The 13,697-nt window shown below is 71.4% G+C and carries 12 protein-coding genes; 7 read left to right on the top strand and 5 right to left on the bottom strand.

The annotated features are described in order from the left end of the window. Positions 1-29 precede the first annotated feature (29 nt). The 3 genes from lysS to O7613_RS23435 all read left to right on the top strand — a co-directional run bounded on the left by lysS (position 30) and on the right by O7613_RS23435 (position 5,039). Positions 30-1,538 carry a lysine--tRNA ligase gene (gene lysS, locus O7613_RS23445; protein ID WP_282290018.1) on the top strand — a complete coding sequence of 503 codons (1,509 nt, stop codon included), beginning with the start codon at positions 30-32 and terminating at the stop codon, positions 1,536-1,538. Between the two features lie 115 nt (positions 1,539-1,653). Then, positions 1,654-2,004 carry an Lsr2 family protein gene (locus O7613_RS23440; RefSeq protein WP_348651305.1) on the top strand — a complete coding sequence of 117 codons (351 nt, stop codon included), beginning with the start codon at positions 1,654-1,656 and terminating at the stop codon, positions 2,002-2,004. A gap of 497 nt (positions 2,005-2,501) precedes the next feature. Then, the gene (locus O7613_RS23435; protein WP_281586306.1) at positions 2,502-5,039 is read left to right on the top strand and encodes an ATP-dependent Clp protease ATP-binding subunit; all 2,538 of its coding nucleotides are present in this window, start codon (positions 2,502-2,504) and stop codon (positions 5,037-5,039) included. 244 nt (positions 5,040-5,283) lie between these two features. Here O7613_RS23435 and O7613_RS23430 read toward each other — a convergent pair whose 3' ends face one another. After that, positions 5,284-6,186, bottom strand: coding sequence for an A/G-specific adenine glycosylase (locus O7613_RS23430; protein WP_282290017.1), 903 nt, complete (start codon positions 6,184-6,186; stop codon positions 5,284-5,286). A gap of 96 nt (positions 6,187-6,282) precedes the next feature. On the opposite strand from O7613_RS23430, the gene O7613_RS23425 reads away from it, so the two are divergent. From O7613_RS23425 to O7613_RS23415, 3 genes are all read left to right on the top strand, one after another. Then, entirely contained in the window at positions 6,283-6,795 is a 513-nt protein-coding gene (locus O7613_RS23425; RefSeq protein WP_281586308.1) for an ACT domain-containing protein, read from the top strand. Further along, positions 6,792-7,355: a peptide deformylase gene (locus O7613_RS23420; protein WP_281586309.1), complete on the top strand. Its 564-nt coding sequence runs from the start codon at positions 6,792-6,794 to the stop codon at positions 7,353-7,355. The genes O7613_RS23425 and O7613_RS23420 overlap by 4 nt, the downstream gene beginning before the upstream one ends. A gap of 105 nt (positions 7,356-7,460) precedes the next feature. Further along, positions 7,461-8,237: a hypothetical protein gene (locus O7613_RS23415; protein WP_281586310.1), complete on the top strand. Its 777-nt coding sequence runs from the start codon at positions 7,461-7,463 to the stop codon at positions 8,235-8,237. A gap of 6 nt (positions 8,238-8,243) precedes the next feature. On the opposite strand, the gene disA is transcribed toward O7613_RS23415, so the two are convergent. The 4 genes from disA to O7613_RS23395 form a co-directional block, all read right to left on the bottom strand. Next, positions 8,244-9,431 carry a DNA integrity scanning diadenylate cyclase DisA gene (disA, locus tag O7613_RS23410; protein ID WP_281586311.1) on the bottom strand — a complete coding sequence of 396 codons (1,188 nt, stop codon included), beginning with the start codon at positions 9,429-9,431 and terminating at the stop codon, positions 8,244-8,246. A gap of 142 nt (positions 9,432-9,573) precedes the next feature. Then, positions 9,574-11,022: a DNA repair protein RadA gene (gene radA, locus O7613_RS23405; protein ID WP_282290015.1), complete on the bottom strand. Its 1,449-nt coding sequence runs from the start codon at positions 11,020-11,022 to the stop codon at positions 9,574-9,576. Between the two features lie 105 nt (positions 11,023-11,127). After that, a complete protein-coding gene (locus O7613_RS23400; RefSeq protein WP_281586313.1) occupies positions 11,128-11,898 on the bottom strand; it encodes a hypothetical protein in 771 nt (256 codons plus the stop codon). A gap of 142 nt (positions 11,899-12,040) precedes the next feature. After that, positions 12,041-12,880, bottom strand: coding sequence for a UbiA family prenyltransferase (locus O7613_RS23395; RefSeq protein WP_282290014.1), 840 nt, complete (start codon positions 12,878-12,880; stop codon positions 12,041-12,043). Between the two features lie 45 nt (positions 12,881-12,925). Here O7613_RS23395 and O7613_RS23390 point away from each other — a divergent pair, with 45 nt between their 5' ends. Further along, positions 12,926-13,681, top strand: a complete 756-nt coding sequence (locus O7613_RS23390) for a methyltransferase domain-containing protein (RefSeq protein WP_281586315.1) — start codon at positions 12,926-12,928, stop codon at positions 13,679-13,681. Positions 13,682-13,697: the final 16 nt, after the last annotated feature.

The raw sequence follows: 13,697 nt of genomic DNA, 5'->3' as shown, positions 1-13,697 counted from the left end.
TTGTCCCCCAAGGCCTGAGGAAGCGTGCCGTGACCGAGCAGAACGCCCTGCCCACCGACCCCGCCGACGACCTTCCCGAGCAGATGAAGGTCCGCCGGGAGAAGCGGGACCGGATGCTCGCCGAGGGCGTCGAGCCGTACCCGGTGGGCTTCCCCCGGACCACCACGCTCGCGCGGCTCCGCGAGCGCTACGCCGACCTGCCCACCGACACCGCCACCGGGGACCGGGCCTCGGTCACCGGCCGGGTGATCTTCATTCGCAACACCGGCAAGCTCTGCTTCGCCACGCTGCGCGACGGCGACGGCACCGAGCTTCAGGCGATGCTCTCGCTGGACCGGGTCGGGCCGGAGCGCCTGGCGGACTGGAAGCGCCTGGTGGACCTCGGCGACCACGTCGGGGTGACCGGTGAAGTGATCACCAGCCGGCGCGGCGAGTTGTCCGTGCTTGCCGACGAGTGGGCGGTCACCGCCAAGGCGCTGCGCCCGCTGCCGGTGGCGCACAAGCCGTTGAGCGAGGAGTCCCGGGTCCGGCAGCGCTACGTGGACCTGGTCGTCCGCCCGCAGGCCCGGCAGATGGTCCGCACCCGGGCGACCGCGGTCCGCAGCCTGCGGGACACCCTGCACGCGCAGGACTTCATCGAGGTCGAGACCCCGATGCTCCAGTTGCTGCACGGTGGCGCAGCGGCCCGCCCATTCGTGACCCACAGCAATGCGCTCGACACCGATCTGTATCTGCGAATCGCACCGGAACTGTTTCTCAAGCGCGCGGTGGTGGGTGGCATCGACCGTGTCTTCGAGATCAACCGCAACTTCCGTAATGAGGGCATCGACTCATCGCACTCGCCGGAGTTCGCGATGCTGGAGACCTACCAGGCGTACGGCGACTACGACACGATGGCCGAGCTGACCCGAAATCTGGTGCAGCAGGCCGCCGTCGCGGTCGCCGGCTCGACGGTGGTGACGCACGCCGACGGCCGTGAGTTCGACCTGGGCGGCGAGTGGCGGTCGGTGACGCTGTTCGGTGTTCTTTCCGAAGCGCTCGGTGAGGAGGTCACCGTCCGCACGGAAAGGTCACGCCTGGTGGAGTACGCGGACAAGATCGGTCTCTCGGTGGACCCGAAGTGGGGGCCGGGCAAGTTGGCCGAGGAGTTGTTCGAGGAGTTGGTGGTGCCGTCGTTGCAGGCGCCCACGTTCGTCCGCGACTACCCGGAGGAGACCAGTCCGCTGACCCGGGCGCACCGCAGCGAGCCGGGGCTGGCCGAGAAGTGGGACCTCTACGTGCTGGGATTCGAGCTGGGCACCGCCTACTCCGAGCTGGTCGACCCGGTGGTGCAGCGGGAGCGGCTGGTGGCCCAGGCGCAGCTCGCGGCGCGCGGCGACGACGAGGCCATGCGGCTCGACGAGGACTTTCTCCGGGCGATGGAGTACGGAATGCCGCCGGCCGGTGGTATGGGAATGGGAATCGACCGGCTCCTGATGGCCTTGACCGGCCTGGGAATTCGGGAAACCATCCTGTTCCCCTTGGTCCGGCCGGAGTAGGCACGCAAGGCTTCTCCGGCTTGTTACGCGATCCTATTGACGGAGCAAGCGTCGGACAGGTTATTGTGCTCGGTGTATTGCAGGAGCACAACCCTGCTCGAAAGGAATGTGGGACGTGGCCAAGCAGATCATTCACAAGCTGGTCGATGACCTGGACGGCGGGGACGCTGACGAGACTGTCAAGTTCGCGCTCGACGGCGTGCAGTACGAGATCGACCTCTCGGCCTCCAACGCGGAGAAATTGCGCGACGTATTCGCGCAGTACATCGCGCACGGCTCGAAGGTCGGTCGTGGGGGCGTGGTGGTGGGCGGCCGGGCCGCGCGTGGTCGCGGCGGCGCGACCGCGGACCGCGAGCAGAACCGGGCCATCCGCGAGTGGGCCAAGAAGGCCGGCAAGGACATCTCCGACCGGGGCCGGATCCCGCAGGAGATCGTGGACGAGTACCACGCGAAGGCGGGGCACTGACCCCGTCGTACGCGATGGTGGCGGCACGCCGGTCCGGAGGACGTTTCCGGGCCGGCGTCGGCGTTTCCCGGCCGGCCCTGCTGGATGTCTGGTTCGTGGTTATTTGGGCGGTCGGTGGGCCGCTGTTCGGTCCCGGTCCCGGCGCGGGAAGAAACCGGCGTCGGACGGAGTTGTCCACAGGCGGTGGAGATTGCGTCCACAGGCTGTGGACGACCGAGGCGGGTGTGCGTTTCCCCGCTCGAAGCCCCTCGACCGGGCCTTCCGCTGCCGGTCGAATTTCGCTCTGCGCGTACAGGCGAGAGTCCCGGAACACCTCCTGAGCGTGGACGGTTGGCAGAAACGACGTCGGAACGGTCGCCGGCGGGGTCACACGACCTCAGCGGAGACGGTCCGCGACGATAGAGTAAGGAGGCACGGACGCCCGTCCCGGACGTCCGCGCACCGGCCCCGCCGAGATCTGACCATCAAGGCGCACGGCATGTGAGGAGCACGAGGGCATGTTCGAGCGGTTCACCGACCGAGCGCGACGGGTTGTCGTCCTGGCCCAGGAAGAGGCCCGGATGCTCAACCACAACTACATCGGTACGGAGCACATCCTGTTGGGCCTGATCCATGAGGGTGAGGGTGTGGCGGCGAAGGCTTTGGAGAGCCTGGGTATCTCGTTGGAGGGCGTCCGTCAGCAGGTTGAGGAGATCATCGGTCAGGGCCAGCAGGCGCCGAGTGGGCATATTCCGTTCACGCCGCGGGCGAAGAAGGTGTTGGAGCTGTCGCTGCGGGAGGCGTTGCAGCTCGGCCACAACTACATCGGCACGGAGCACATCCTGTTGGGCCTGATCCGTGAGGGCGAGGGTGTGGCCGCGCAGGTGTTGGTGAAGTTGGGCGCTGACCTGAATCGGGTGCGTCAGCAGGTGATCCAGTTGCTGTCGGGTTATCAGGGCAAGGAGCCGGCTGCTGCGGGTGCTGCGCCGGGTGAGGCGGCGCCGTCGACGAGTTTGGTGTTGGATCAGTTCGGTCGGAACCTGACTCAGGCTGCTCGGGAGGGCAAGCTCGACCCGGTGATCGGGCGGGAGAAGGAGATCGAGCGGGTCATGCAGGTGTTGTCCCGCCGGACGAAGAACAACCCGGTGTTGATCGGTGAGCCCGGCGTGGGTAAGACCGCTGTGGTGGAGGGCTTGTCCCAGAAGATCATCAAGGGTGAGGTGCCGGAGACGCTGAAGGACAAGCAGTTGTACACGCTTGACCTGGGTGCGTTGGTGGCGGGTTCGCGCTACCGGGGTGATTTCGAGGAGCGTCTGAAGAAGGTGCTCAAGGAGATCCGCACCCGGGGTGACATCATCTTGTTCATCGACGAGATCCACACGTTGGTGGGTGCGGGCGCGGCGGAGGGTGCGATCGACGCGGCGAGCATTTTGAAGCCGATGCTGGCTCGCGGTGAGTTGCAGACCATCGGCGCGACCACGCTGGATGAGTACCGTAAGCATTTGGAGAAGGACGCGGCGTTGGAGCGTCGGTTCCAGCCGATCCAGGTGGGTGAGCCGTCGCTGGCGCACACCATCGAGATTTTGAAGGGTCTGCGGGACCGCTACGAGGCGCACCACCGGGTGTCGATCACCGACGCGGCTCTGGTGGCGGCGGCCACCCTGGCGGATCGGTATATCTCGGATCGGTTCCTGCCGGACAAGGCGATCGATTTGATTGATGAGGCGGGTGCGCGGATGCGGATCCGTCGGATGACGGCGCCGCCGGACCTGCGGGACTTCGATGAGCGGATCGCGCAGGTGCGTCGGGACAAGGAGTCCGCGATCGACGCGCAGGACTTCGAGCGGGCCGCGCAGTTGCGGGACACGGAGAAGCAGTTGCTGGGTCAGAAGGCGCAGCGGGAGAAGGAGTGGAAGGCCGGGGATCTGGACGTCGTCAGTGAGGTCGACGACGAGCAGATCGCTGAGGTGCTCGGGAACTGGACCGGTATCCCGGTGTACAAGTTGACCGAGGAGGAGACGTCGCGTCTGCTGCGGATGGAGGACGAGCTGCACAAGCGCGTCATCGGGCAGGAAGACGCGGTCAAGGCGGTGTCGAAGGCGATCCGCCGGACGCGGGCGGGTTTGAAGGATCCGAAGCGGCCGTCGGGGTCGTTCATCTTCGCCGGCCCGTCCGGTGTGGGTAAGACCGAGCTGTCCAAGGCCTTGGCGGAGTTCCTGTTCGGGTCCGAGGACGCGTTGATCCAGTTGGACATGTCGGAGTTCCACGACCGGTACACGGTGTCCCGGCTCGTCGGTGCCCCTCCCGGGTATGTCGGGTATGACGAGGGTGGGCAGCTGACGGAGAAGGTGCGGCGGCGGCCGTTCTCGGTGGTGTTGTTCGACGAGATCGAGAAGGCCCACCCGGATGTGTTCAACACGCTGTTGCAGATCCTGGAGGACGGCCGGTTGACCGATGGTCAGGGTCGGATCGTGGACTTCAAGAACACGGTCATCATCCTGACCACCAACCTCGGTACCCGGGATGTGGCGAAGGCGGTGTCGCTGGGCTTCCAGGCCTCCGACGATTCCGAGTCGAACTACGACCGGATGAAGCAGAAGGTCAACGACGAGCTCAAGCAGCACTTCCGGCCGGAGTTCCTCAACCGGATCGACGACACGATCGTGTTCCACCAGCTGCGGGAGATCGAGATCCTGTCGATCGTGGACATCATGATCCAGCGGATCGAGGGTCAGCTGCGGAACAAGGACATGGGCCTGGAGTTGACCGACAACGCCAAGAAATATTTGGCGAAGAAGGGCTTCGACCCGGTCCTGGGCGCCCGTCCGCTACGCCGCACCATCCAACGCGACATCGAGGACAACCTGTCCGAACGGATCCTGTTCAACGAACTGACCCCCGGCCAGATCGTCGTCGTCGACTGCGAAGGCGACCCCGACAACATCGACAAGGCCAAACTCGTCTTCCGCGGCGCGGACCGACCCGACGCCGTCCCGGACGCGGTCCCGGCCGATCTCGGCGCCGCATCCACCGGCGCGGACGACAACGCCGCGTAGGACAACGCCGCGTAGGTCAGGGCAACTGTTCCCAGGGCGACGGCCCCGGTCGGCGAGAGCCACCGGGGCCGTCGCCTTTCCGGGCGCGCGGTGACCAGGCCCAGGCGCAGGGGGCAGCACTGACCGGGCTCAGGCGCGGGAGGCGGCCGTGACCGGGCTCAGCGCCGGGGGCGGCGGTGACCGGGCTCAGGGCGAGAAGGCGGCGGTGACCGGGCTCAGTGCGAGAGGGCGGCGGTTACTGGGGTCAGGGCAGCAGGGGGACGGCGGGGCCGTCGCCGGCCAGCCGGAAGGACTCCTGACCCACCGGCTCCACAAGCCCGTCGGTGACCAGGCCGGCCAGTGCCCGCGCCCGCTGCACGTCGTCGTGCCAGACCTGGTCCAGCCGCTGGTGCGGCACCGGTCCGATGGCGTCCCGGAGCACCGCGAGCAGCAGTCCGCGTACCTGCCGGTCGGTGCCGGCGTAGCGCTGTGGGCGGCGGGTCGGTCCGGCGGGGGCAGCCTGCCCGGAAGCCCGCCAGGCGCAACTGGACTCGACCGGACACACCGCACAGCGGGGCGCGCGGGCGGTGCAGACGACCGCCCCGAGTTCCATGAACGCCGCGCTGGCCAGGGCCGCCGCGGCCGGTTCGACGGGTAGCAGTTCCTCGGTGGCGACCAGGTCCGCGGGCCGGGTGGTCGGGCCGGCGTCGGGCTCACCCGCGACCGCCCGGCTCACCACCCGCCGGACGTTCGTGTCCACCACCGGGTGCCGCTGACCGTACGCGAACGCGGCGACCGCACGGGCCGTGTAGGTGCCGACGCCGGGCAGCGCCAGCAACTGGTCGAGCCGGTCGGGCACCACTCCGCCGTGTCGCTCCACGACCGCCACCGCGCACTCGCGCAGGCGTACCGCCCGGCGGGGGTAGCCGAGCCGTCCCCACATCCGGATCGCCTCGGCCGGGGTGTCCTCCGCGAGCGCGCGCGGTTCCGGCCAGCGGGCCAGCCACGCCTGGAAGGCGGGCACCACCCGGACCACCGGGGTCTGCTGGAGCATGACCTCACTGACCAGGATCGCCCAGGCGCCGATGCCCGGCCTGCGCCAGGGCAGATCACGGGCGTTGCGTTCGTACCACCGGCTGACCTGGGTGGCGAAGGTGGGCTCAGTCATGGCGGTGCCGATGATGTCACGGGTGTCCTTCCCGCAGGTTGGGCGGGCCGGGTGGGCCGGCGCGGCGGGTCTCCGGCGGCGGGGCAGAATGTCCGAATGAATGAGCTCGCGATCACCGTCATCGGTCGGGACCGGCCGGGCATCGTGGCCGATGTCGCGGAGGTCCTCGCCCGGCTCGGCGCGAACCTCACCGACTCGACGATGACCCGGTTGCGGGGGCACTTCGCGATGACCCTGATCTGCGTGGGCCCGGCCGCCGCGGATGTCGAGGCCGCGCTGGCCCCGCTCGCCTCCGACGGGCACCTGCTGGCCACCGTGCGCGCGGTCACCCCGGACGGTGGCAGCACCTCCGCCGGTGAGCCGTACGTGCTGGCGGTGCACGGGGCCGACCGCATGGGCATCGTCGCGGCGATGACCCGGGTGCTGGCCGATGTCGGCGGCAACGTGACCGACCTGAGCACCCGGCTGACGGGTTCGCTCTACGTGGTGGTCGCCGAGGTGGAGTTGCCGCCGGGCAGCTCGGACGAGGTGGCCGGCCGGCTGACCCGGGCCGCGGCGGAGTTGGGCGTCGGGGTCAGTCTCCGCCCGGCGGACACGGACCTGCTGTGACCGCCGAGGGTTACGCCGGCCTGGGCGGCTGGACACCGGAGAAGCTCGGCGTTCCGGGCGAGGTGCGTCGGGTGGTCGCCGCCCCGGAGCCGGTGCTGAGCCGGCCCGGCCCGGAGGTCGACCCCACCTCGGTCGAGGTGGTGCGGCTGGCCGCCGACCTGGTGGCGACCATGCGGGTCTCGCCTGGTTGTGTGGGGCTGGCGGCGCCGCAGGTGGGGGTGAGCGCCCAGGTGTTCGCGGTGGACGTGACCGGGCACCCCAAGGCGGTGACCGTGCACGGCACGTTCGTGCTCTGCAACGCCCGGGTGGTGGAGGCGAGCCGGTGGAAGGCAGGCCGGGAGGGCTGTATGTCGGTGCCGGACCTGACCGGCGACGTGAAGCGGGCCAGCCGCCTGGTGGTGGAGGGGATGCTGCCGGGCAGCGGCGAGGTGGTGCGGTTGGTCACCGACGGTTTCGAGGCGCGTGCGCTCCAGCACGAGATCGACCACTGCGCCGGCCAGCTCTTCCTCGACCGGGTGGCCGGGGCGCACGCCGTCTACCAGCGCAAGGTCTATCTCTGACGGGGCCCGCCCGCTTCCACTGTGGACGCGATGTCGGTTGTGGCGCAGGGTCACCGGCGCGTCGGACCGGCGCGCCGAGCGTCACGCGACTACGGTAGGCGCATCATGCGTCTGACGGTCGGTTCCCTGCCTCCCGCCGTGTACTGGCGGCGTCGCGCCGTCGTGCTCGGCGCGGTGTTGCTCTTCCTGATTGTCCTGCTCTATTCGTGTACCGGCACGGACCACAACACCGGCGCGCCGGGCGGTGATCCATCTCCTGGCGGGTCGGCCGGTGCGGCTCCGGATCCCTCCGGCTCGGTGTTGACTCCGCAGTCGACGAGTCCGTCGCCCACGCCTGGCGCTTCCGGTGACACCGGCGGCACGAACACCGGCGGCGGCTCGGGCGACGGTTCGGGCACAGGTGACGGCACGGGTGACGGTGCCGGTGACGGCACGAACACCGGCGCCGGTGACGGTGGTACGTCCGGGCAGTCGGTCTCCGGCGACGGCACCTGCACCGACGCGGAGTTGCGGGTGACGCCGGTCGCGCTGCCGGCCAGCGCACCGCAGCGCACCGTGGTCACGCTGCGCCTCAAGATCAAGAACGTCTCCGACCGTACGTGCAGCCGGGACGTCGGCGCCGATCTGCAGGAGCTCTACGTCAAGGCCGGCGCGGAGAAGGTCTGGTCGTCGGACACCTGTGGCACCAACCGGGGCTCGAACGTGCAGTCGTTCGCGTCGAACTTCGAGCGTTCCTACGAGCTGGGCTGGAACGGCCGGGACACCAGCCGCTGCGCCGATGGCCTGGCTGCCGGCCCGTACGCGCCGATCGGCACGTACCAGGTCTTCGCCCGGGTCGGCACCAAGATCAGCGAGCCGGTGAAGCTGACCATCACCGGCTGAGGCGGGTCAGACGTACCGTTCCAGGATGGACGCCTCGGCGAGCCGGGACAGGCCCTCACGGACCCCACGGGCACGGGCGTCGCCCACCCCCTCGACCGCCTGGAGGTCTTCCACTGTCGCGCCGAGCAGCCGCTGGAGGCTGCCGAAGTGCACGACCAGCCGGTCGACCACGGCTGCCGGCAGCCGTGGCACCTTGGCCAGCAGACGGAACCCGCGCGGGCTGACCGCCGCGTCGAGCGCGTCGGAGGCGGACGGGTAACCGATGGCCTTGGCCACCGCCACCAGGTCGATCATCTCGGTGGCGCTGAGCAGGTCGAGCTCGACGAGCGCCTCGTCGAGCGTGCGCGACTTGCGGCCGACCGGCAGGTAGTCGCGGATGACCAGGGTGCGGTCGGCGTCCACACCGGCCATCAGCTCGTCGAGCTGGAGCGCGAGCAGGCGGCCGTCGGTGCCCAGCTCCACCACGTAGCCGGCGATCTCGTCGGCGATCCGCCGGACCATTTCCAGCCGCTGCACCACGGCCACCGCGTCGCGGACCGTGACCAGGTCTTCGATCTCCAGCGCGGAGAGCGTGCCGGAGACCTCGTCGAGGCGGAGCTTGTAGCGTTCGAGCGTGGCCAGCGCCTGGTTGGCCCGGGACAGGATCGCGGCCGAGTCGTCGAGCACGTGCCGCTGGCCGTTGACGTAGAGGCTGATGATCCGCATCGACTGGCTGACCGAGATGACCGGGTAGCCGGTCTGCCGGGCCACCCGCTCGGCGGTGCGGTGGCGGGTGCCGGACTCCTCGGTGGGGATGGACGGGTCGGGCATCAGATGCGCACCGGCCTGGACGATCCGGGTGCCGTCGCTGGAGAGCACCACGGCGCCATCCATCTTGCACAGCTCGCGGACCCGGGTGGCGGAGAATTCCACGTCCATCGGGAAGCCGCCGGTGCAGATCTGCTCGACCACCTTGTCGTAGCCGAGCACGATCAGCGCGCCGGTGCGACCGCGCAGGATCCGTTCCAGGCCGTCGCGGAGCGCGGTGCCGGGCGCCATGAGGGCGAGGTTGGCCCGTAGCGGGTCGGCGCCGGCCCCACCGACGCTCGCGGCGACGCTCACGCTGATCGCGCGGGTCGGGTTGCCGCTGACGGCACCGGTGCGGGCGTGCGGCGTAGCCGTTGCGGGCTTGGTGGCATCGCGGTCGGTCGGCACGGGCACATTCTACGGACTGCGGTGCGGTGGGTGCTCTCGTGGTTACTGTGATGTGTCACGATGTCCGGCTTTCGCGGTCGCCGACGGGCCGCGTGGCCTGTCCGGAATCGCCCGGCCGGTCCCGGCTCGTGACCACTCACGGTCACTCCGCGGAGGCGCGGGCGGCGGCCTGTAGTGCGGCCCGCACGTCCGTGACCTCGATCACCCGCATGTGCTCCGGGGCGACGCCGCTGCTGCCGGGGCCGCAACCGGGTGGGACCAGGGCCAGCCGGAAGCCCAGCCGGGCGGCCTCGGCCAACCGGCGGGGCACCGCGCCGACCCGGCGCACCTCGCCGGTGAGCCCGACCTCGCCGATGGCGACCAGGTGCGGGTTGAGCGCGAGGTTGAGCCCGCCGGAGGCCACCGCGAGCGCCACCGCGAGGTCGGCGGCCGGCTCGACCACCCGGATGCCGCCGACGGTGGCGGCGAAGACCTCACGGTCGTGCAGCGTCAGCCGCTCGGTGCGCCGTTGGAGCACGGCGAGGACCATGGCCAGCCGGGCGCCGTCGAGGCCGGAGACGGTGCGTCGGGGCGAGCCGGCGACCGTCGCCCCGATCAGCGCCTGCACCTCGGTGACAAGCGCCCGCCGGCCCTCCATGGCCACGGTCACGCAGGTGCCCGGCACCGGCTCGGAATAGCGGGTGAGGAAGAGGCCGGACGGGTCGGCCAGGCTGCTGATGCCGCCCTCGTGCATCTCGAAGCAGCCGACCTCGTCGGCCGCGCCGAACCGGTTCTTGACGCCACGCACCATGCGCAGCGAGGAGTGCTTGTCGCCCTCGAAGTGGAGCACCACGTCCACCAGGTGCTCCAGCACGCGTGGGCCGGCGACCTGGCCGTCCTTGGTCACGTGGCCGACGAGCACGGTGGCCACGCCGCGTTCCTTGGCGACCGCGACAAGCGCGGCGGTGACCGCGCGCACCTGGGTCACGCCACCGGGCACGCCCTCGGTGCCGGTGGTGGAGATCGTCTGCACCGAGTCGAGCACCAGCAGCCCCGGCTTGACCGCGTCGAGGTGGCCGAGGACCGCCGACAGGTCGCTCTCGGCGGCCAGGTAGAGCTGGTCGTGCAGGGTGCCCATCCGCTCGGCCCGCAGCCGCACCTGGCTTACCGACTCCTCGCCGCTGACCACGAGCGACGGGCTGCCGGCGCCGGCGGCCCACTGCTGGGCCACGTCGAGCAACAGCGTCGACTTGCCGACGCCGGGCTCGCCCGCGAGCAGCACCACCGCGCCGGGGACCAGGCCGCCGCCGAGCACCCGGTCGAGCTCGCTGACGCCGGTCGGGCGGGCCCGGGCCGGCGCGGCGCTGATGGTGGCGATCGGCCGGGCCGGCTCGGCCGGCATCCGGGAGCTGACCACCCGGCCGGAGACCATCGGGCCGGTGACCGTGGACTCGACGACCGAGCCCCACTCGCCGCACTCGGGACAGCGGCCCATCCACTTGGGTGGCTGATGCCCGCAGGCGTCGCACTCGTAGGCCGGGCGGGGTTCGCGGGCGGCGGCACGGCCGCGGCCGGCGCCGGCGCGGGAGGAGGTCGATCGGGGCGTGGTCACCACCGGACGCTAACCGGACGGTACGACGAAAGCCCACCGGAAACGGCGACACCGCCGAAGTGGCGCGGGCCACGACGACGGTGTCGACGGAGAACGGGTACGGCGTCAGCCGTGGCTGCCGCCCTCGACGCCACCCTCTTCGGCGGCGTGCTCACGCGGGTTGACGACCGCGGACGGCGGCGCCTCCGGGGTCAGCGGGACGCCGACCTGGGCCGGCGTCCGGATGACCTGGCCGTTGCCGAAGTCGAAGGTCAGGTTGACCTGCTGGCCGACGACCAGCTTCTGGTTCAGGCCGACGAGCTGGAGGAACTGCGGGTTACCGCTGTTGAGCTGGGCGTACCCGAGCGCCGGGATCTCGATCCGGGCCGGTTGGCCGGCGGGCGCGGACTCGCTCTCCGACGGCGACGGGCTGGCCGAGCCGGACTCCCCGGCCGACGGCGAGGCGGGCACCTCGAGCGACTGGCTGGGGGAGGCGCTCGGGTCGGCGGCGGTCGGCGAGACAGAGGCCGGCTCGGTCGGCGAGCCGGTCGGGGTGGCCGCGCCGCTGGCGCCGGCGGCACCGGTGAGCAGGATGTCCCGGGCGCTGTCGGTGGTGACGGTCACCGTGACCGGGGCCTCGCTGTCGTTGTAGATCACGACATTGAGCGGCGCGTTGGCGCCCGCCTCGTAGCCCTGAGGCCCGGGGAACTGCACGTAGAGGCCGCGCACCTTGTAGAGGTTGTCGGAGGTCTGGACGTTGACGCCCTGTACCGACGGGATCTTGTTGGCGGTCTCGGCCACCTGCCCGGTGCCGCACCCGGCGAGCAGCAGACCCGCCGCCGCGGTGCCGGCCAGCAACAGGGCCGGCCGCCGGGAACCCCTGATCGAGCGCGTCACGTCGGTCCTCCTCGTCACGATCCCCGCCCGGTCGACCGCCGGGCACGGGGTGGCCTTGCCCGCGCAGACCGCGCTCCAGGGTAGTTGGAGCTGATCGAGGCCCGCACGCGGACCCGGCATTGCCACCCGCGACGGGGACCGCTCAGACCACCCGGCCGTTCGCGACCAGCAGCACCACATCGATGAGCGCCACCACCAGCACCGCCCGGAAGGCGGCCACCTGTCGGCCGTCGGTGCGGGCCGCCGCGCGCCCGGCGTACCCACCGATCGCCGGCACCGCGACGGCGGCGGCGACCGCGGCCAGGCCGGCCCACGACGGCGGCCCGGGCGGGCCGAACACCAGGGTGACGGTGGCCGCGAGGAGCAGCCCGGCGGCAGCCAGCCGGCTGCCCGCCGGGCCGAGCCGGTGCGGCAGTCCGCGCACTCCGGTCCGCGCGTCGTCGGCCAGGTCGGGCAGGACGTTGGCGAAGTGCGCCCCGGCGCCCAGCAGCGCGGCGGCGGCCACCAGCCAGGCCGGCGGCGCGGGCGAGCCGGGTAGGGCCAGCACCACGAACGCGGGCAGCGCGCCGAACGAGACCGCGTAGGGCAGCACCGACACCGCGGTCGACTTCAGCGGCCGGTTGTAGAGCAGCGCGGAGACCAGCCCCAGGGTGGCGCAGGCCGCCGCGGCCGGGCCGCCGGCCAGCGCGAGCAGCGGGGTGGCGACGGCGGCCACCGCGGTGGCCCGGGCCAGCGCCGGCCGGGCGACCGCGCCGGTGGTCACCGGCTTGTCGGTACGCCCCACCGCGGCATCCCGGTCGGCGTCGATCAGGTCGTTGCTCCAGCCGACCGCGAGTTGGCTCGCCAGCACGGTCAGCGCCACGGTCACCACCCCGGTAACGGAGTGCCCGACGCCGACGGCGAGCAGCGCGGCGACCACCGTGACCGCCGCCGCCGGCTCCGGATGGCTTGCCCTGACCAGCCCTAACACCCGCGTCGACATAAGGGAAGTCTGGTCGTTACCGGGGAGTCGTGCCACGCTCGGTCCATGCCAGAAGCGTCCCCGGTGTCCCGTCCGCGCCGGTCGCTGCCCCCGAACGACCCCCGGCAGTACGACGACCTGGCCGGCGAGTGGTGGCGGCCGGACGGCGCCTTCGCGATGCTGCACTGGCTGGCCCGCGCCCGCGCGGCGCTGGTGCCCCCGGCGTCCTCCCGGGACGATCTGCTCGTCGACCTCGGTTGCGGCGCCGGGTTGCTGGCGCCGCACCTGGCCGGCAAGGGCTACCGGCACGTCGGGGTGGACCTGACCCGTTCGGCGCTCGACCTGGCCGCCGCGCACGGGGTGACCGTGCTCCAGGGCGACGCCACCGCGGTTCCGCTGGCCGACGGCTGCGCCGCCGTGGTGTCCGCCGGTGAGGTGCTGGAGCACGTGCCGGACTGGCGACGGGCGGTCGCCGAGGCGTGTCGGCTGCTGCGCCCCGGCGGCCTGCTGGTGCTGGACACCATCAACGACACGTTGCTGGCCCGGCTGGTCGCGGTGGAGGTGGGCGAGCGGCTGCCCACGGTGCCGCGCGGCATCCACGACCACCGGCTGTTCGTGGACGCCCGCGCGCTTGTCGCCGAGTGCGCCCGGCACGGCGTGGCGTTGCGCGTACGCGGGCTCCGCCCGGAGTTGGGCGGCACGCTTGGTTGGCTGCTGCGCCGGTGGCGGGGCGGTGACCGTCCGGTCCGGGCGCAGCCGCGCATCGTGCCGACCCGGTCGACCGCCGTCCTCTACCAGGGCAGTGGCCGGCGAGGCGGGTAGCCGGGACCGCCCGGGG

Origin of the sequence: Micromonospora sp. WMMD975, assembly GCF_029581215.1 — a bacterium.
In the GTDB taxonomy this organism is placed as follows: domain Bacteria; phylum Actinomycetota; class Actinomycetes; order Mycobacteriales; family Micromonosporaceae; genus Micromonospora.
This window is presented reverse-complemented; position numbering and strand designations above follow the sequence as displayed.